The organism is Telluria sp. ZT3P26 (genome assembly GCF_059686035.1).
Genome location: NZ_JCASII010000001.1, coordinates 83,471 through 101,041, shown reverse-complemented (window position 1 = coordinate 101,041; position 17,571 = coordinate 83,471). Strand labels below are relative to the sequence as shown.

The 17,571-nt window shown below is 63.9% G+C and carries 16 protein-coding genes; 5 read left to right on the top strand and 11 right to left on the bottom strand.

Annotated features, from left to right (window positions below):
• Positions 1–6 precede the first annotated feature (6 nt).
• On the bottom strand, positions 7–1,158 hold the full coding sequence (locus AC56LN_RS00495; protein ID WP_499569373.1) for an MFS transporter: 1,152 nt from the start codon (positions 1,156–1,158) through the stop codon (positions 7–9).
• Positions 1,155–1,931, bottom strand: coding sequence for a DeoR/GlpR family DNA-binding transcription regulator (locus tag AC56LN_RS00490; RefSeq protein ID WP_499569372.1), 777 nt, complete (start codon positions 1,929–1,931; stop codon positions 1,155–1,157). Before AC56LN_RS00490 ends, AC56LN_RS00495 begins: the two co-directional genes overlap by 4 nt.
• Before the next feature lie 181 nt (positions 1,932–2,112).
• Between AC56LN_RS00490 and AC56LN_RS00485 the strand changes: the two genes are divergently transcribed.
• The 3 genes from AC56LN_RS00485 (at position 2,113) to AC56LN_RS00475 (ending at position 5,430) form a co-directional block, all read left to right on the top strand.
• The gene (locus tag AC56LN_RS00485) at positions 2,113–3,174 is read left to right on the top strand and encodes a sensor histidine kinase (RefSeq protein WP_499569370.1); all 1,062 of its coding nucleotides are present in this window, start codon (positions 2,113–2,115) and stop codon (positions 3,172–3,174) included.
• Positions 3,171–3,911: a LytR/AlgR family response regulator transcription factor gene (locus AC56LN_RS00480; protein WP_499569369.1), complete on the top strand. Its 741-nt coding sequence runs from the start codon at positions 3,171–3,173 to the stop codon at positions 3,909–3,911. Before AC56LN_RS00485 ends, AC56LN_RS00480 begins: the two co-directional genes overlap by 4 nt.
• A 76-nt stretch (positions 3,912–3,987) precedes the next feature.
• Positions 3,988–5,430 carry a high affinity choline transporter 1 gene (locus AC56LN_RS00475; RefSeq protein ID WP_499569368.1) on the top strand — a complete coding sequence of 481 codons (1,443 nt, stop codon included), beginning with the start codon at positions 3,988–3,990 and terminating at the stop codon, positions 5,428–5,430.
• Positions 5,431–5,543: 113 nt separating this feature from the next.
• On the opposite strand, the gene AC56LN_RS00470 is transcribed toward AC56LN_RS00475, so the two are convergent.
• A complete protein-coding gene (locus AC56LN_RS00470; protein ID WP_332533165.1) occupies positions 5,544–6,914 on the bottom strand; it encodes a glutamine synthetase family protein in 1,371 nt (456 codons plus the stop codon).
• Between the two features lie 55 nt (positions 6,915–6,969).
• Entirely contained in the window at positions 6,970–7,740 is a 771-nt protein-coding gene (locus AC56LN_RS00465) for a gamma-glutamyl-gamma-aminobutyrate hydrolase family protein (protein ID WP_499569367.1), read from the bottom strand.
• A gap of 251 nt (positions 7,741–7,991) precedes the next feature.
• Between AC56LN_RS00465 and gabD the strand changes: the two genes are divergently transcribed.
• Entirely contained in the window at positions 7,992–9,446 is a 1,455-nt protein-coding gene (gabD, locus tag AC56LN_RS00460; protein ID WP_499569365.1) for an NADP-dependent succinate-semialdehyde dehydrogenase, read from the top strand.
• A 13-nt stretch (positions 9,447–9,459) separates the two neighbouring features.
• Here gabD and AC56LN_RS00455 read toward each other — a convergent pair whose 3' ends face one another.
• A complete protein-coding gene (locus AC56LN_RS00455; RefSeq protein WP_499570756.1) occupies positions 9,460–9,855 on the bottom strand; it encodes a nucleotide pyrophosphohydrolase in 396 nt (131 codons plus the stop codon).
• Complete coding sequence (can, locus tag AC56LN_RS00450) at positions 9,818–10,516, bottom strand: carbonate dehydratase (protein ID WP_482896414.1); 699 nt, start codon at positions 10,514–10,516, stop codon at positions 9,818–9,820. Before can ends, AC56LN_RS00455 begins: the two co-directional genes overlap by 38 nt.
• Before the next feature lie 277 nt (positions 10,517–10,793).
• On the opposite strand from can, the gene AC56LN_RS00445 reads away from it, so the two are divergent.
• Positions 10,794–11,762, top strand: coding sequence for an IS1595 family transposase (locus tag AC56LN_RS00445; protein ID WP_499569364.1), 969 nt, complete (start codon positions 10,794–10,796; stop codon positions 11,760–11,762).
• 57 nt (positions 11,763–11,819) lie between these two features.
• Here the strand turns inward: AC56LN_RS00445 and dnaJ are convergent, their stop codons facing one another.
• The 5 genes from dnaJ to AC56LN_RS00420 form a co-directional block, all read right to left on the bottom strand.
• Positions 11,820–12,947 (bottom strand): molecular chaperone DnaJ, encoded by a 1,128-nt coding sequence (dnaJ, locus tag AC56LN_RS00440; protein ID WP_332533169.1) that lies wholly within the window; start codon positions 12,945–12,947, stop codon positions 11,820–11,822.
• 120 nt (positions 12,948–13,067) lie between these two features.
• Positions 13,068–15,020: a molecular chaperone DnaK gene (dnaK, locus tag AC56LN_RS00435; RefSeq protein WP_183556084.1), complete on the bottom strand. Its 1,953-nt coding sequence runs from the start codon at positions 15,018–15,020 to the stop codon at positions 13,068–13,070.
• 93 nt (positions 15,021–15,113) lie between these two features.
• Positions 15,114–15,680: a nucleotide exchange factor GrpE gene (grpE, locus tag AC56LN_RS00430; protein WP_482896417.1), complete on the bottom strand. Its 567-nt coding sequence runs from the start codon at positions 15,678–15,680 to the stop codon at positions 15,114–15,116.
• A gap of 216 nt (positions 15,681–15,896) precedes the next feature.
• On the bottom strand, positions 15,897–17,006 hold the full coding sequence (gene hemH / locus AC56LN_RS00425) for a ferrochelatase (protein ID WP_499569363.1): 1,110 nt from the start codon (positions 17,004–17,006) through the stop codon (positions 15,897–15,899).
• A gap of 135 nt (positions 17,007–17,141) precedes the next feature.
• The gene (locus AC56LN_RS00420) at positions 17,142–17,570 is read right to left on the bottom strand and encodes an organic hydroperoxide resistance protein (RefSeq protein ID WP_499569362.1); all 429 of its coding nucleotides are present in this window, start codon (positions 17,568–17,570) and stop codon (positions 17,142–17,144) included.
• Position 17,571 lies beyond the last annotated feature (1 nt).

Below are 17,571 nucleotides of genomic sequence, written 5' to 3'. Positions count from 1 at the left end.
GACGCCCTAGCGCCGGATCACACGGGCGCTCAGGGCGATCACGAGGCCTGACAGCGACAGCCCGCCCAGCGCCACCATGATGCTCGAGTGCATGGCAACCCAGCCCAGCACCGGTGGCGCCAGCAGCAACCCGCCGTAGCCGAGCGTGGCCACTGCCGCCACGCCATTCCCGGCGCTCATGCCGGGAATGCGTCCTGCGGCCCCGATCAGCAGTGGCACCACGTTCGCCGCGCCCAGTCCAACCAGCGCAAAACCAACGGCCGACAGCACGAAGTGCGTACTGGCCACTGCCAGCGCCAGCCCGGCGAACATCGCCAGGCCGCCGATGACCATGATGCGCAGCGCACCGAAGCGCACGATCAGCCGGTCGCCGGCGAAGCGGCACGCCGCCATCGCAATGGAAAATGCCGAGAAGCCCAGCGCCGCCGATGCCGGCGTGGCGCCGGTGCGCTCCTGCATCAGCAAGGCGCTCCAGTCGACCAGCGCACCTTCCACCGCGAAGCACAACAGCGCCAGCAGGCCCAGGCCAAGCGCTGCGCCGCGCGGCAGCGAGAAGTGGCTGCCGGCGCCGTGCGTGGCGGCAAAGCCCATCACGCGCGGCGCGGACAGCGCCAGCACGACTGCCGTGACCACGCCAACCATCAGTGCGCCCTGGCCGTGGCCCAGGCCCTGCCCGACCAGCAGTCCGCCGATGCCGGCGCCGAACAGGCCGCCGAGGCTGAAGAAGCCGTGGAACGACGACATCGTCGGCAAGCCGCGCGCGGTTTCGACTTCGCTCGCGTTGGCGTTCATCGCCACGTCCAGCGCGCCGTTGCTGACGCCGAACAGGAACGCGGCGATGAACAGCAGCGGCAGGCTTGGCGCGCCCATGATCAGCGGCGTCATTGCTGCGAACGCAAACCCCGAGAGCAGCACCATGCGGCGCGTGCCCCAGCGGCCGGTCAGCCCGCCCATCAGCGGCATCGCCAGCAGCGCACCGGCAGCGACGGTCAGCAGCACCATGCTCAGCATGCCTGTATCGATCCCCATGCGCGCCTGCACGGTCGGCACGTGCGCGGCCCACAGACCGATGCCGGCGCCGTTGAGCAGGAACACGGTGGAGATGGCCCAGCGCGCCGCGTCGATGCTGCGTGGAGTAACGGTAGATATGTGATTCATGCGGCAGCCTTTGTGGTGATGGTGATGTCGAGCGCCGGATGGTGCTGGCGCAGCAGGGCAATGCTGGCGGCAGGGGCGTCGTGCTCCAGCACCAGATGGTCGATCTCTGACAGCGCGCCGAACAGGAACGCCGCGCTGTCGTCGAAGCGTTCGTTGAGCGCTGCGACCGCGTGGCGCGTGCTGGCGGCGAACATCGCGCGTTTGAGCGCCGTTTCTTCGGGGTCGGAGGCACTCACGCCACGCGCGGGATCGAGGCCGCACACGCCGACGAGCGCCAGATCGAGCCGCAGGCGGGCCACCTCGGCCAGCGTGGCTGCGCCGACCGTCGCGCCGAGCGCCGGATGGTAAGTGCCGCCCAGCAGCACGATGCGCGTAAGCCTGAATCCCCCCAGCGCCAGCGCGATCTGCGGGCTGTTGGTAACGATCGTCGCGGCGCAGCCATCGTCGAGCAGGCGCGCCAGCGCCAGGTGCGTCGAGCCGGCGTCGATCAGGACCGTGTCGTCCGGCCGGATGCAGGCGCGCAACCCATGCGCCAGTGCAGTCTTGCGCGGCAGGTCGGTGGTTGCACGCTCGCTGAAGCTGGGCTCCGGCTGACGCCGGATCGCGCCGCCATGCACGCGGCGCAGCAGGCCGGCTGCATCGAGTTCGCGCAGGTCGCGCCGGATCGTGTCTTCCGAGGTTGCCAGGCGTGTGGCCAGTTCTGCCGCCAGTACCCTGCCCTCGCGCTCGACCGCATCGACGATGGCATCGCGCCGTTCTTCGGCTAATTGCATGGCGTTCTCCTTGTTCTAGACACGTCACTGTACACAAACATGCAAGTTCGTGCAATAACGTGCACAAAAACGCAAGGACGTGATCCGTGTCCTGATGACGCAATCCTGCAGTTCGCACCGGATTCCCGCATTTCGGCGCAAGACCCGCCGCAGGACGGTTTTTCTGCGCGATACTCGACAGATGACCACGACCAAGTCTTACGTCCTTTCGCCGATGTGGCGCCTGTACATCGCCGCCTGGCTGAGCTACATGCTGGTGATTGCACTGGTGATGCAGGCCGACACCCTGCTGGCGGGCCGGCTCGATCCATCCCTGTTCTGGCGAGCCTTTGTGAGCATTGCGCCATCGGCAGCGATGCTGGCCCTGCTCTGGCCGCTCAGTGGCCGCTTCGAACGGCGCGCCGTCCCCGGCGTGCAACGCTTCGTCATCCATGTCTTGGCAGCGCTGGCGTTTGCCACCTATGCGCACACGGTGCTGGTCGTGACGCAGAACCCGCCACCCCATCCGCTGTCCTGGCACCTGTGGCCCTTCCTGTACAACATGATGAGCTACGCCGTGGTGGCGGGTGTCTTTCACCTGGTGCGCGCCAACGCCGCGACCCAGCGCCAGGCCCTCGCCACGCAGCAGGCGCAGACGCTGCTGGTGGCGAGCGAACTGGGCGCGCTGCGCAGCAAGCTCAATCCGCACTTCCTGTTCAATACGCTGCACTCGATCATCGCCCTCACCGGCCGCAATCCGGAGGCGGCCGAGACGGCGCTGTTCCAGTTTTCGAACATGCTGCGCTACGTGCTCGACACCGAGCGCGCCGGCATTGACCGCGTCACGCTGGACGCCGAACTCGATTTCGTGCGCGACTACCTGGAGCTGGAAAGCCTGCGCCTGGGCGAGCGCCTGCGGGTCGAGTGGGATCTCGACCCCGACCTGGGCGATTGTCTGGTGCCGGCCCTGAGCCTGCAGCCGCTGGTCGAGAACAGCATCAAGCACGCCTTCAATCCGTTCACCCGCCATGGCGTGCTGCGCATCGAGAGCCGGCGCGAACCCGCTACCGGCCTGCTGCGCGTGACCGTGCGCGACGACGGCCCCGGCGCTGCAGCGGCCACGATCGCGGCGTCGCCCGGCCTGGGCATCCGCACCATCGGGCGGCGCCTGGACCTCGACTACGCCGGCCGCGCCGCGCTGCGCATCGACTCCCAACCCGGCGCCGGCTTTGCCGCCTGCGTCACCGTGCCCACGACGCCATGACCATGAAGACCGTATTTTTCGCCGAAGACGAACCGCTCGCGCGCGACGTGCTGCGCGACGCCATCTATGCCCATCCGGGCCTGCGGCTGGTGGGCGAAGCGGCCGATGGCGCGAGCGCACTGGCGCGCATCGGGGCGCTGCGGCCCGACGTCGTGTTCATGGATATCCAGATGCCCGAGATGACGGGCCTCGAGGTGCTGCGCCAGCTCGACTACCTGCCGCAGATCGTGTTTACCACCGCCTACGACCAGTATGCGGTGGCCGCCTTCGAGCTGCACGCGGTCGACTACCTGCTCAAGCCGTTCACGCGGGCGCGCTTTGCCGACAGCGTGGCGCGCCTGCTCGATGGCGCGCGGTCCGAACGCGCCGCCGTCGAAGATGCGCTGGTGCGCGCCAGTGCGGGGCCGGCGCCGCTTGATCGCATCCTCGTGCGCGACCGTGGCCGCATCTTTCCACTCGCGGTGCACGAGATCGAATACATGAAGGCCGATTCGAAGTACACCGTGATCTCGGCGCGCGGCCAGCATTTCCTGGTGCGCATCGGGATGTCGGAACTCGAAGCGCAGCTCGATCCACGGCGTTTCATCCGCGTGCACCGCTCGGCGCTGGTGAACCTGGACTTCGTCGAATCGATGCGCGCGGACGACCAGTCGCAACTGCAGATCTTCATGCGCGACGGGACCTGCATCGGCGCCAACCGCGAGGCATCCCGACTGCTGCGCGAGATGGCAATTTAGGCCGCCGGCCAGGTTTCGGATTTATAATCGCGGAATTTTCCGCTCATAAATTTCCTGGCCTCGGAGCACCTACTGCATGAACCTCACTTTGATCACCTTCGTCGTGCTCTATCTGCTCGGCACGCTGGCTCTCGGCATGTGGGCGGGCACGCGGATCAAGAACACCAGCGACTTTGCCGTGGCCGGCCGCAGCCTGCCGCTGATCATGGTGATCACCACCACATTTGCGACCTGGTTCGGCGCCGAAACGGTGATGGGGATCCCGGCCAAGTTCGTGCAGGGCGGCCTGAACGCCGTGATCGAAGACCCGTTCGGGGCCGGCATGTGCCTGGTGCTGGTGGGCCTGTTCTTCGCCACCAAGCTGTATAAACTCAACCTGCTCACGATCGGCGACTACTACCGCCAGCGCTACGGCAAGGGCATCGAGATCTTCTGCTCGGTCGCGATCATCATGAGTTATCTCGGCTGGGTGGCCGCGCAGATCACGGCGCTGGGCCTGGTGTTTTCCGTCCTGACGGCCGGGGCGATGTCGCCTGCCGCCGGCATGATCGTCGGCACGCTGACGGTGCTGATCTATGTGGTGGTGGGCGGCTTCCTGGCGGTGGCGATCACGGACTTCATCCAGATGATCGTGCTGGTCGTGGGCATGAGCGTGATCGCCTGGTTCGCGGCCGACCTGGCCGGTGGCGCCGGCAACGTGATGGCGATGGCGCAGAACGCCGACCTGTGGCGCGTCTGGCCCGAGCCGAGCTTCACCGACATCATGTTCTTCATCGCCGCGGCCGTGACGATGATGTTCGGCTCGATTCCGCAGCAGGACGTGTTCCAGCGCGTGATGTCGGCCAAGGACGCGCCAACCGCGCGCACCGGCGCCGTGATCGGCGGCGTGAGCTACATCCTGTTTGCTTTCGTGCCGATGTTCATCGTGGCCGCTGCCGTGGTGGTGATGGGCAGCCAGGCGCTCGAGATCGCGCAGAACGACTACCAGCGCCTGCTGCCCACGTTCGTGATGACCAAGATGCCGCTGGTGATGCAGATCCTGTTCTTCGGCGCCCTGCTCTCTGCGATCAAGAGCACGTCGTCGGCCACGCTGCTGGCGCCGTCGACGAGTTTTGTCGAAAACATCCTCAAGAACATCCGGCCCGGCATGACCGACCGCCAGCAACTGCTGGCGATGCGCATCACGATCGTGATCTTCGCCACGCTGGTGCTGATGTATGCGATCGCGATGGAAGGCACGTCGATCTACGAGCTGGTGTCGAGCGCGTATCAGGTGCCGCTGGTGGGGGCGTTCGTGCCCCTGGTGATGGGCTTGTACTGGAAGCGCGCGACGACCCAGGGTGCGATCCTGTCGATCGCGGGCGGCTTGCTGACGTGGATACTGTTCTTCGAGCAGATCACCGGATGGGGCGTGCATTTCCCGGGGCAGCTGGCCGGGTTGATCATGGCGTTTGTCGGCATGGTCGTCGGGTCGCTGGCGCCGCAGGTGCTGGTCAATCGCCGCGAGGTGGCGGCGTAAGCAGTGGTTGAACGCGTGGACGGCACAGCCGTCCACCCTACGCTCATCATCACAACCGCCGCGCAAAACTGTGTAGGGTGGACGGGTCCCCCGTCCACGCGTTCAACGATCGATCAGACGTGCAGCAACAAATGCTCGCGTTCCCACGGGCTGATCACCCGCATGAACTCCTGATGCTCCAGGTCCTTGACTGCCGTGTAGACGTCGATGAAGCGTTCCCCCAGCACGTCGCGCAGGCGGTCTTCGCGGCGCAGCACCGTGATCGCTTCGGACAGTCCTTGCGGCAGTTCCACCGGCAGGTCGTAGGCGCTGCCTTCCACCATCGCTGACGGCTCGATCGCTTCGACCATCCCCAGGTAGCCGCAGGCCAGCGTGATCGCCAGCGCCAGGTACGGGTTGGCGTCGGCGCCGATCACGCGGTTTTCCACGCGGCGATCTTGCGAGCCCGACACCGGCACGCGGAAGCCCACGGTGCGGTTGTCGATGCCCCACTGCAGATTGATCGGTGCGGCCGTGTGGCGCACGATGCGGCGGTACGAGTTGACGTATGGCGCCACGATCGCCATCGCCGACGGCATGTAGCGCTGCAGGCCGCCGATGTAATGGTGAAACAGGTCGGACGGCGCGCCGTCTTCGGTGCTGAAGATGTTCTTGCCGGTGCCGGCATCGACCACGCTCTGGTGCACGTGCATCGCCGAACCTGGCTCGTCGACCATCGGCTTGGCCATGAAGGTCGCGTACATGTCGTGCTTGAGCGCCGCTTCGCGCAGGGTGCGCTTGAAGTAGAACACCTTGTCGGCCAGGCCCAGCGGCTCGCCGTGCTGGAAGTTTATTTCCATCTGGCCGGCGCCGATCTCGTGGATCAGCGTGTCGACGTCCAGGTTCATCAGCTCGCAGTAATCGTAGATGTCCTCGAACAGCGGATCGAACTCGTTGACCGCATCGATGCTGTAGACCTGGCGGCTCGTTTCGGCGCGGCCGCTGCGGCCGATCGGCGGCACCAGCGGCAGGTTCGGGTCGATGTTCTTCGCGGTGAGGTAGAACTCGAGCTCAGGCGCCACCAGCGGTTTCCAGCCGCGCTGCTCATACAGCTTGAGCACGCGGCGCAGCACGCTGCGTGGCGCGAAGTCGACCAGGCGGCCGTCGGCGTAATAGCAGTCGTGGATCACCTGCGCGGTGGGGTCGACGGCCCACGGCACCATCGTGATCGTGGTGGGGTCGGCCTTGAGGATCATGTCGCGGTCGATGCTCGAAATGGCGCGCTCGTAGGCGTCATCGCGTTCCGGCGTGTTGCCGGTCACGGTCATGCCCAGCACGACTTCGGGCAGGCGCATGCCGCGGTCGTCCGTGAACTTCACGCGCGGCAGGATCTTGCCGCGCGCAACGCCGGTCAGATCGGGCACCAGGCATTCGATTTCGGTGACCCGCTTTGCGTCGAGCCACTCTTCCATATCGGTATAGCTGAAATTTTCGCGTATTGCCATTATTGCCTCATGTCGGTAATCGATTGCGCGCCGGGCTCGTGCCGGGCGCGCCGGGTCATTTCAACAGCGAGCCGCTATTCAGGCGCTGCTCGCGGTAAGCGCGGCAGGCGTCGCCAAAAGCGCGGAACATCTTCATCGAGTACGGGTTGTGCTGGATGCGCCATTCGGGATGCCACTGCACGGCCAGCGTGAAGCCGGGCGACGTCGACACGGTGAACGCTTCCACCAGGCCGTCTTCGGCCACGGCCTCGACCGACAAGCCCGGCGCCAGTTCATTGACGCCCTGCCCGTGCAGCGAGTTCACGGGGATCTCGGCCGCGCCAAGAATGGCTTCCAGCATGCCGCCGGGCGTGACGGTGACGTTGTGCGCGTCACCGTATTGTTCGTCCATGCCCAGCTCGGCTTTTTCGCGGTGATCGAACTTGCCGACGACCGTCTGTACCGCCTGGTGCAGGCTGCCGCCGAGGGCCACGTTCATTTCTTGGAAACCGCGGCAGATGGCGATGATCGGCACGCCGCGGCGTACCGCTTCGCGGATCAGCGGCAAGGTGGTCTGGTCGCGCGCCGGGTCTTGTGGCAGCGTTGGATCCAGCACTTCTTCCGAGTAATAGCTGGGATGCACATTGGATGCCGAGCCGGTCAGCATGATGCCGTCGATGGTGCCGAAGATGGTGTCCAGGTCCAGCGATTCGCCGGACGATGGCAGGATCAGCGAGGCGCAATCGGCGCCCAGAGTGACGGCGTCGACATACTTGTGCTGGGCGGCGTGATACGGATGTTCGCCGAAATCACGCGTGCATGCGGGGACGATTACGATAGGGCGCATGGTGTTGTCCTTCTCTTTGAGGCGCGCGACCACAAGGCAGTCAACGGGTCGGGCGCGGGGGAAATTTCATGTCAAAAGCTTAACTTCATTCGGCTGAGGCAGCCCACACGTTTCCAAAAGTCATGACAATTTCGAGAATTTCAGTATGCAGTAATCGGGCGCGGCGGCACGTTCGTTTGCAAATGGGTCTACCATGACGGCTTGCATCCGCGCTCTGCAGCCGATGCTCGACATGAATTGACGAGGACACTATGCCGAATTTGAAAGACCCTTCCCTGCTGCGCCAGCAAGCTTTTGTTGGCGGCGCCTGGTGCGACGCCGACGACGGCCAGACCATCGCCGTGACCAACCCTGCCAATGGCGAAACCGTGGCCAGCGTGCCGCACATGGGCGCTGCCGAAACCAAGCGCGCCATCGATGCGGCCAACGCCGCCTGGCCGGCGTGGCGCAAACTGCCCGCAAAAGAACGCGCCGCCATCCTGCGCAAGTGGAACGACTTGATGTTGGAAAACGCCGACGACCTGGCATTGTTGATGACGCTGGAACAAGGCAAACCGCTGGCGGAGGCCAAGGGCGAAGTCGCCTACGCCGCCTCGTACTTCGAGTGGTTTGGCGAAGAAGCCAAGCGCGTTGCCGGCGAGACGCTCGCTTCGCCGTGGCCGGATAAACGCATCGTCGTGACCAAGGAGCCGATCGGCGTGTGCGCCGCGATCACGCCGTGGAACTTCCCGGCCGCGATGATCACCCGCAAGGTCGCGCCGGCGCTGGCAGCCGGTTGCCCGATCGTGCTCAAGCCGGCCGAACTCACGCCGTTATCTGCGCTGGCGCTGGCCGTGCTGGCCGAGCGCGCCGGTGTACCGAAAGGCGTGTTCAGCGTCGTCATTGGCGACTCGAAAGCCATCGGTGGCGAGATGACGGGCAACCCGCTCGTGCGCAAGCTGAGCTTTACCGGCTCGACCGCCGTGGGCCGCCTGCTGATGGAGCAATGCGCGCCGACCGTCAAGAAGATTTCCCTTGAACTGGGCGGCAACGCGCCGTTCATCGTGTTCGACGACGCTGATCTGGATGCGGCGGTCGAAGGCGCCATCGCGTCGAAATTCCGCAATGCCGGGCAAACCTGCGTGTGCGCCAACCGCCTGTACGTGCAGGATGGCGTGTACGACGAATTCGCGCGCAAGCTTGCCGTCGCGGTCGGCAAACTGAAGGTGGGTGATGGCCGTGAAGAAGGCGTCACGCAAGGCCCGCTGATCGAAGAAAAAGCCGTGCGCAAGATCGAGCAGCACATCGAAGACGCGCAGGCCAAGGGTGCCAAGCTGCTCCTGGGCGGCAAACGCCACGCGCTGGGGCACAGCTTCTTCGAGCCGACGGTGCTGACCGGCGTGACGTCCGACATGCTGGTGGCGCACGAAGAAACCTTCGGCCCGCTGGCGCCGCTGTTCCGCTTCAAGACGGAAGACGACGTGATTGCCATGGCCAACGACACCGAGTTCGGGCTGGCATCGTACTTCTATGCGCGCGACATCGGCCGCGTCTGGCGCGTGGCCGAGGCGATCGAGAGTGGGATGGTGGGGGTCAATACCGGCATCATCTCGACCGAGATCGCACCGTTTGGCGGGGTCAAGCAATCAGGCCTGGGGCGAGAAGGCTCGACCTACGGGATGGACGATTACCTGGTCGTGAAGTACATCTGCATGGGCGGCATGTAAGGGGCGCCGGCGATCACGGTTTTTTGTACTCTTTGTACTCGTAGTACTTGCGTGCATCGCCGCGCACCAGCTCGGCCGGGTACTTCGCCCGGTTGAGCACCATCTTTTCTTCGACCGCCGCGACCAGGTCAACATCGAGCTTGTCCGCCAGCCGCACGAGATAGACCAGCACATCGGCCATCTCGTGCCGCACTTCGACCAGTTTATCCGCGCCAAGTTCATCGGCGCGGCCCGACTGCAGCCACTGGAAATGCTCCAGCAGCTCGGCCGCCTCGACCGTCAAGGCCGCCGCCAGGTTCTTGGGCGTGTGGAACTGATCCCAGTCCCGCTCGTCGACAAACGCGCGCACCAGCGCGCGCAGTCGCATCAGATCACTGTCCACGCCGCTCTTCACGCACGACGCCGCCATCGACGTAGCCATCAAGGACCCGGCGCAGCTTCGGCTCGATTTCTTCGAAGCTGCTGACGGTGATGCCCAGGTCGCGCAGCAGGCCGTCATGCACGCCGTACACCCAGCTGTGGATGGTCAATGGCTGGCCGCGTTCCCACGCATCGCGCACGATCGTGGTGTGGGCCGTGTTCATGACCTGCTCGGCCACGTTCAGTTCGACCAGGCGGTTGGTGGCGGCGCGGCCGCTCACGTGGCCCAGGTATTTGCCGTGCTTGTCGCGCACGTCGCGCACGTGCCCGAGCCAGTTGTCGGCCAGGCCCACGCGCGCATCGGTCAGCGCCGCGTGCACGCCCGAGCAGCCGTAGTGGCCGCAGATGATGATGTGCTTGACCTTCAGCACGTCGATGGCGAACTGCAGCACGCTCAGGCAATTCAGATCGGAGTGCACGACGACGTTGGCGATGTTCCGGTGAACGAACAGTTCGCCCGGCGCCATGCCCAGCAATTCGTTGGCGGGAACGCGGCTGTCCGAGCAGCCGATCCACAAGTATTCCGGCGCCTGCTGTTCCGACAGCGCCTTGAAGAAGTTCGGGTCCTCGGCCACCATCGTGGCGGCCCACGTGCGGTTGCGTTCGAACAGCTCTGCCGCGGTCAATCCCTTGGTCTTGTATTTGTCCATCATGGTTCCTTGTGCTTGTTGCCGTCCCAGAAGGGGCGTTGCCAGGCCTGTTCTGGAGCAGGCTTCAATGGCGGGTAGGTCTCGAAACAGGGGGAGTATAACCGTGTTGGCGGACGCCGTCGTCAATACGGCAGCGACCAGCCTGACACGCCAAGCGTTGGCAATATGCCAACCGCGTGGACAAAAAAAAGGCGCAGTCAACGTTAAATAGAGACTAGCTTTGAACTGACGAGTAGTCCAGTGGTCCAACCCCTGTCCCCAGCGTCAGGAGTCGATCATGAAAGCGCCTCGTTTCAAAGGCTGGTTCGCAAAACTGCCTTCGCTGAACCAGCCGCAGCGCCGGCAAGTACTTGATGCCCTGCATCCTGCCGCCGGGCTCGATCAGGTGGTTGCGCTCATCACTGAGGTCAGAGCGCCAGGCCGCTGCTGCCCCAGATGCGGCAACGAGCACTGTTACCGGCATGGTTTCGCCAACGATTTACAGCGCTACCGCTGCTGTGCCTGCGGCCGCACCTTCAACGACCTCACCGGCACGCCGCTGGCGCGGCTCAGGCACAAGGCCAAATGGCTCGCGTATTCGCAGGTGCTGCTTGACTCCCTCCCCGTACGCAAGGGAGCAGATCGGATCGGCGTACACCGCAACACGGCTTTTCGATGGCGCCACCGCTTCCTGCATTGGGTCAAGCTCGACCGGCCGGCGGCGCTCAATGGCATCGTCGAGGCTGACGAAACATTTCTGCTCGAGTCACAGAAAGGTTCACGCACGCTCAATCGGCCACCGCGCCGCCGAGGCGGCCACGCTGCCAAACGGGGCATTTCCAATGAACTGGACTGCATTCTGGTCGCGCGCGACCGCGAGGGTCGCACGGTCGATGCCGTCACTGGCCGGGGTGCGCTCACGGCTGCGCAACTCGAGCGTGACTTGCGGCCCAGGCTCGACAGGCAGGCCTTGCTGGTCAGTGACGGTCATCCCGCTTACCGCGCCTTTGCACGCAAGCACAGGATCGCGCACGAGGCGGTCAATGTGCGCGCCGGTGTGCGTGTAAGGCGTCTGGGCAATCTTGCCATCCATGTGCAGAACGTAAACGCTTACCACCAGCGCTTCAAGGCCTGGCTGCAGGGTTTTCGTGGCGTGGCGTCGCGCTACCTGCCCAATTACCTGGGCTGGCGCTGGGCCTTGGATGGAGAGCGGGTTATTTCGCCGGAACAGTTGCTTCGCATTGCCATCAGCGTCATCAACAGATAACGCTGACTGAGCCAAAAAAACCGCTGAAGGCTTGGCGCCATTCAGCGGTAAGTAGACTTACTCGAAGAAGTCCTTGACCTTGTCCATCCAGCCCTTGCTCTGCGGGCTGTGCTTGGCGCCACCTTCGATCGTCAGGCGTTCGAACTCGCGCAGCATGTCCTTCTGCTTGTCGGTCAGCTTGACCGGCGTCTCGACGATCACGTGGCAGAACAGATCGCCCGTGTAGCCCGAACGCACATTCTTGATGCCCTTGCCCTTGAGGCGGAAGGTCTTGCCGGTCTGGGTGCCTTCAGGCACCGTGAACGACACCTTGCCAGTGAGGGTCGGCACTTCGATTTCGCCGCCCAGGGCCGCCTTCGAGAACGAGATCGGCATTTCGCAGTGCAGGTCGTCGCCTTCGCGCTGGAACACGGTGTGCGGCTTGATGTGGATCTCCACATACAGGTCGCCTGCCGGCCCGCCATTGGTACCCGGTTCGCCATTGCCCGACGAGCGGATGCGCATGCCGTTGTCGATACCGGCCGGGATCTTCACTTCCAGCGTCTTGTTGCGCTTGATGCGTCCGGCGCCACCGCAGGCCGCGCACGGCTCAGGGATGATCTTGCCGCTGCCATGGCATTTCGGGCAGGTCTGCTGGACGCTGAAGAAGCCCTGCTGCATGCGCACCTGGCCATGACCGGCGCAGGTGGTGCAAGTGACGGGCTGCGTGCCCGGCTTGGCGCCGCTGCCGTGGCAGGTGTCGCACTTGTCCCAGCTTGGCACGCGGATCGTCGTGTCGAAGCCGTGAGCGGCCTGTTCCAGCGTGATCTCGAGGTTGTAGCGCAGGTCGGCGCCGCGGTACACCTGCGGACCGGCACTGCGCCCGCCACGGCCACCGCCAAAGATGTCGCCGAAGATGTCGCCGAACGCATCGCCGAAACCACCGGCGCCGCCGCCCATGCCGCCCATGCCGCTGTTCGGATCGACGCCTGCGTGACCGTAACGGTCATACGCTTCGCGCTTCTCCGGGTTGGTCAGCATCTCGTAGGCCTCTTTGACCTCCTTGAACTTCTCTTCCGCTTCCTTGTTATCCGGGTTGCGGTCAGGGTGGTACTTCATCGCAAGCTTGCGATAAGACTTCTTGATCTCGTCTTCCGACGCACCCTTCGCGACCCCAAGGATCTCGTAAAAATCACGCTTCGCCATGGTCGGCACCTAAAGTTATCTGAAAACTGAATTCTTTAAACCAAAAAAACCGAGCCGAGTACCTGGAAGGTGTCGGCTCGGCCTGTACGCGAAGGCACAAGGCCTTCGCGCCGGAGACGCTTACTTCGCGTCTTTCACTTCCTTGAAGTCGGCGTCGACAACGTCGTCATCCTGCTTGCCCGACTGCTCGCCACCGGCTGCACCGGCGCCAGGGCCACCGGCCGCGCCAGCACCACCAGCCTGCTGCGCCTGCATGTCGGCGTACATCTTCTCGCCCAGCTTCTGCGACGCGCTCGACAGGGCTGCCGTCTTGGCATCGATGTCCGCCTTGTCGCCGCTCTTGATCGCGCCTTCGAGGTCGGTGATTGCCGCTTCGATCTGCTCTTTCTCACCGGCTTCCAGCTTGTCGCCGTATTCGGTCAGCGATTTGCGGGTCGAGTGCACCAGAGCGTCGCCCTGGTTGCGCGCTTCCGCCATTTCCTTGACCTTCTTGTCTTCTTCGGCGTTCAGCTCGGCGTCCTTGACCATCTTCTGGATCTCTTCTTCCGTCAGACCCGAGTTCGCCTTAACGGTGATCTTGTTCTCTTTGCCGGTGGCCTTGTCTTTCGCGCCGACGTGCAGAATGCCGTTGGCGTCGATGTCGAAGGTCACTTCGATCTGTGGCGTGCCACGCGATGCTGGCGGGATGCCTTCCAGGTTGAACTCGCCCAGGCCCTTGTTACCGGCCGCGATTTCACGCTCGCCCTGGAACACCTTGATGGTCACGGCCGGCTGGTTGTCGTCGGCAGTCGAGAACACCTGCGAGAACTTGGTCGGGATCGTGGTGTTCTTGTGAATCATCTTGGTCATCACGCCGCCCAGGGTTTCGATACCCAGCGACAGTGGCGTCACGTCCAGCAGCAGCAGATCCTTGCGCTCGCCCGACAGGACCGAACCCTGGATCGCAGCGCCGACAGCGACGGCTTCATCCGGGTTGACGTCCTTGCGTGCTTCCTTGCCGAAGAACTCCTTGACCTTCTCCTGCACCTTCGGCATACGGGTCATACCACCGACCAGGATGATGTCGTCGATGTCCGAGACCTTGACGCCGGCATCCTTGATGGCCATGCGGCATGGCTCGATCGTCTTGATGATCAGCTCTTCCACCAGCGACTCGAGCTTGGCACGGGTCATCTTCAGGTTCAGGTGGACCGGCGCGCCGTTCGCCATGGCGATGTACGGCTCGTTGATTTCGGTCTGCTGCGACGACGACAGTTCGATCTTTGCGCGCTCGGCCGAAGCCTTGATGCGCTGCAGGGCGATCGCGTCTTTCGACAGGTCGAGGCCGTTGATCTTCTTGAACTCGTCGATGATGTAATCGATGATGCGCTGGTCGAAGTCTTCGCCGCCCAGGAACGTGTCGCCGTTGGTCGACAGCACTTCGAACTGCTTTTCGCCATCGACGTCAGCGATTTCGATGATCGAGACGTCGAACGTGCCGCCGCCCAGGTCATACACGGCGATCTTGCGGTCGCCCTTGTCGGTCTTGTCCAGGCCGAATGCCAGTGCGGCAGCGGTCGGCTCGTTGATGATGCGCTTGACGTCCAGGCCCGCGATACGGCCGGCATCCTTGGTTGCCTGGCGCTGCGAGTCGTTGAAGTACGCCGGCACGGTGATGACCGCTTCGGTGACTTCTTCGCCCAGGTAATCCTCGGCGGTCTTCTTCATCTTGCGCAGCACTTCAGCAGAGATCTGCTGGGCAGCCAGTTTCTTGTCGCGCACGCCAACCCATGCGTCGCCGTTGTCGGCCTTGACGATGGCATATGGCATCAGCGAGATGTCTTTTTGCACTTCTTTTTCATCGAACTTGCGGCCGATGAGACGCTTGACCGCGAACAGCGTGTTCTTCGGGTTGGTCACGGCCTGGCGCTTGGCCGGCGCGCCGACGAGGATCTCGCCGTCTTCCTGGTAAGCGATGATCGATGGCGTGGTACGCGCGCCTTCGGCGTTCTCGATCACTTTTGGCTGACCGTTTTCCATGATGGCCACGCACGAGTTCGTGGTGCCAAGGTCGATACCGATAATTCTGCCCATGATGTATTCCTTTTTATATGCTGAGTTTCTGATGGATTCAATATTGGGAAAAACGGCGTGCTTTCAAGAGCATTACGCGGCACGCGGCGATTCTTATTTTGGTGCTGCTGCCGTGACGATGGCCGGACGCAGCAGGCGGTCGGCGATCATGTAACCCTTTTGCAGCACGGTGACCACGGTGTTGGCTTCCTGCTCCGCCGGCACCACGGCAACGGCCTGGTGCTTGTTCGGATCGAGCTTGTCGCCCACTTGCGGCAGCACCTCGACCAGGCGGTTCTTTTCGAATGCGCTGGTGAGCTGCTTGAGCGTCATCTCGACGCCTTCCTTGATCGATTCGACCGTCGGCGCTTCGACCTTCAGTGCCATCTCCAGGCTGTCGCGCACCGGCACCATGGCCTCGGCGAAGCTTTCGATGGCAAATTTGTGGGCCTTGCTGACGTCTTCCTGGGCGCGGCGGCGGATGTTTTCCGCGTCGGCCTTGGCGCGCATGAAGGCATCGTGCATTTCGGCCAGCTTGGCTTCGGTGGCGCTCAGTTGTTCTTCGAGGCCCGGCGTACCTGCCTGCGCAGCGGCGCCAGCGGTAGCACCATCATTGATGTCAGCGCCAGGCGCCTGTACATCCTGCTCGTTGCTCATCTCTTTGTTTTCTTGGTCTTGCATCGGAATAAACTCCTGGAATCAAGGACTTGGCTGATTTAAAAACGTATCCTGATTGATACACAGCGCACCAGATGGGGCGATCTCCTACAATTTCAAGGGGAATTGCAGGAAAGCCATAGGGAATTCGGGCAAACGCGGCCATCCAGCGCCAACAACCCGCTATTTTAGCAGGTTGTCAACAGGCAAGCCCAGAATGGGGCTGGTGCGGGGTTTGTTCTAGTTGGGGGCGCCGAGACTCTTGGCGCGCGCGGCGCCACGTTCGGCATCGATGCGGCGCGCTTCGCGCTGGGCCGGCGTGAGGATGGTCGGCCAGCCGATCAGGTGCTGCTCGGCGATTTCGGCCAGGCCACGAATCCAGGCGGGCGACGCGTTCAGGCACGGGATGTAATGGAACTCCTTGCCGCCGGCCGCTTCGAAATCGTGGCGCACTTCCATCGAAATCTCTTCCAGCGTTTCCAGGCAGTCGCTGGTAAAGCCCGGACAGATCATGTCGATGCGCTCGAGGCCATCGCGCGCCAGTTGCGCGACGGTCGGCGCGGTGTACGGCTGCAGCCACTCGGCCTTGCCGAAGCGCGACTGGAACGTGACCATGTACTCGTCCTGCGACAGGTCGAGCGCGGTGGCCAGCAGGCGCGCGGTTTTATAGCACTCGCAGTGGTACTGGTCGCCCAGCAGCAGGGTGCGCTTTGGCACGCCATGGAAGCTCATCACCAGCTTCTGGCCGCGGCCATGGTTGTCCCAGTGCGCCAGCACGTTGTCGCGCAGCGCATTGATATAGCCTTCGTGGTCGTGGTAATGCTTCACCAGGCGCAGCTCGGGGATGTTGCGCACCTTCGCGTAGTGCTGGAACACGGCATCCCAGATCGAGGCGGTGGTGGTGCCGGAATATTGCGGGTAGGCGGGCAGCACGACGATGCGGTCGACGCCCTCCTCTTTCAGGCGATCGAGCACCTCGGGCATCGAGGGCGAGCCATAACGCATCGCCATCGCCACGCTCACGTCTTCGTGGCCACGCTCGGTCAGCATCGCTTGCAGGCGCGTGGCTTGCAGGGCCGTGTTCACGCGCAGGGGTGAACCGTCGCGGGTCCAGATCGTGCGGTATTTCGCGGCCGACTGGCCGGAGCGGAACGGCAGGATGATCGGGTGCAGGATGCACCACCAGATCAGGCGCGGCACTTCGACCACGCGCGGGTCGGACAGGAACTGCTTCAGGTAGCTGCGCACCTTGCCGCGCGTGGGCTCGTCAGGCGTGCCGAGGTTGACCAGCAGGACCGCGCTGCGCGGGATGGTACCGTGGGTGTAAGGCGGTTCAGGGCGAAATGACATGGGGGCGTAGTGAAGACAGGATCTGGCCATTATAAGTCTGGCATGTCCTGCCCGCAGGACCCAACAGCGGGTCAGCGCGCTTTGTGTTGCCGGTCCGTGGTGTTCGAACCACGGACCGGCTGCGCTAGCTCGAGATCAGGTGCTCACGTGCAGGCGCACGTCGATATTGTTGCGGGTGGCATTCGAGTACGGGCACACGATGTGGGCCTTGTCCACCAGCTCTTGCAGCTGGGCCTGGTCCATGCCCGGGCCCTTGATGCTCAGGTCGACTTCGATGCCGAAGCCGGTCGGGATCTGGCCGATGCCGACGTCGCCGGTGATGGTCAGGTCGGCCGGCAGCGTGACCTTGGCCTGGCCCGCGACGAATTTCAGCGCGCCCAGGAAGCAGGCCGAGTAACCGGCCGCGAACAGCTGCTCGGGATTGGTGCCCGCGCCGCCACCGCCGCCCAGTTCCTTTGGCGTGGACAGCGTCACGTCCAGGACGCCGTCCGAACTTTTCGACGTGCCTTCACGGCCGCCTTGCGACGTGGCTTGTGCGCGATACAGGACTTTTTCGATGCTCATG

Excerpts from the sequence above, each read along its gene's own strand:
- AC56LN_RS00495 (WP_499569373.1), bottom strand. The coding sequence starts at position 1,158 with ATGAATCACATATCTACCGTTACTCCACGCAGCATCGACGCGGCGCGC.
- AC56LN_RS00490 (WP_499569372.1), bottom strand. The coding sequence starts at position 1,931 with ATGCAATTAGCCGAAGAACGGCGCGATGCCATCGTCGATGCGGTCGAG.
- AC56LN_RS00485 (WP_499569370.1), top strand. The coding sequence starts at position 2,113 with ATGACCACGACCAAGTCTTACGTCCTTTCGCCGATGTGGCGCCTGTAC.
- AC56LN_RS00480 (WP_499569369.1), top strand. The coding sequence starts at position 3,171 with ATGACCATGAAGACCGTATTTTTCGCCGAAGACGAACCGCTCGCGCGC.
- AC56LN_RS00475 (WP_499569368.1), top strand. The coding sequence starts at position 3,988 with ATGAACCTCACTTTGATCACCTTCGTCGTGCTCTATCTGCTCGGCACG.
- AC56LN_RS00470 (WP_332533165.1), bottom strand. The coding sequence starts at position 6,914 with ATGGCAATACGCGAAAATTTCAGCTATACCGATATGGAAGAGTGGCTC.
- AC56LN_RS00465 (WP_499569367.1), bottom strand. The coding sequence starts at position 7,740 with ATGCGCCCTATCGTAATCGTCCCCGCATGCACGCGTGATTTCGGCGAA.
- gabD (WP_499569365.1), top strand. The coding sequence starts at position 7,992 with ATGCCGAATTTGAAAGACCCTTCCCTGCTGCGCCAGCAAGCTTTTGTT.
- AC56LN_RS00455 (WP_499570756.1), bottom strand. The coding sequence starts at position 9,855 with ATGGCGGCGTCGTGCGTGAAGAGCGGCGTGGACAGTGATCTGATGCGA.
- can (WP_482896414.1), bottom strand. The coding sequence starts at position 10,516 with ATGGACAAATACAAGACCAAGGGATTGACCGCGGCAGAGCTGTTCGAA.
- AC56LN_RS00445 (WP_499569364.1), top strand. The coding sequence starts at position 10,794 with ATGAAAGCGCCTCGTTTCAAAGGCTGGTTCGCAAAACTGCCTTCGCTG.
- dnaJ (WP_332533169.1), bottom strand. The coding sequence starts at position 12,947 with ATGGCGAAGCGTGATTTTTACGAGATCCTTGGGGTCGCGAAGGGTGCG.
- dnaK (WP_183556084.1), bottom strand. The coding sequence starts at position 15,020 with ATGGGCAGAATTATCGGTATCGACCTTGGCACCACGAACTCGTGCGTG.
- grpE (WP_482896417.1), bottom strand. The coding sequence starts at position 15,680 with ATGCAAGACCAAGAAAACAAAGAGATGAGCAACGAGCAGGATGTACAG.
- hemH (WP_499569363.1), bottom strand. The coding sequence starts at position 17,006 with ATGTCATTTCGCCCTGAACCGCCTTACACCCACGGTACCATCCCGCGC.
- AC56LN_RS00420 (WP_499569362.1), bottom strand. The coding sequence starts at position 17,570 with ATGAGCATCGAAAAAGTCCTGTATCGCGCACAAGCCACGTCGCAAGGC.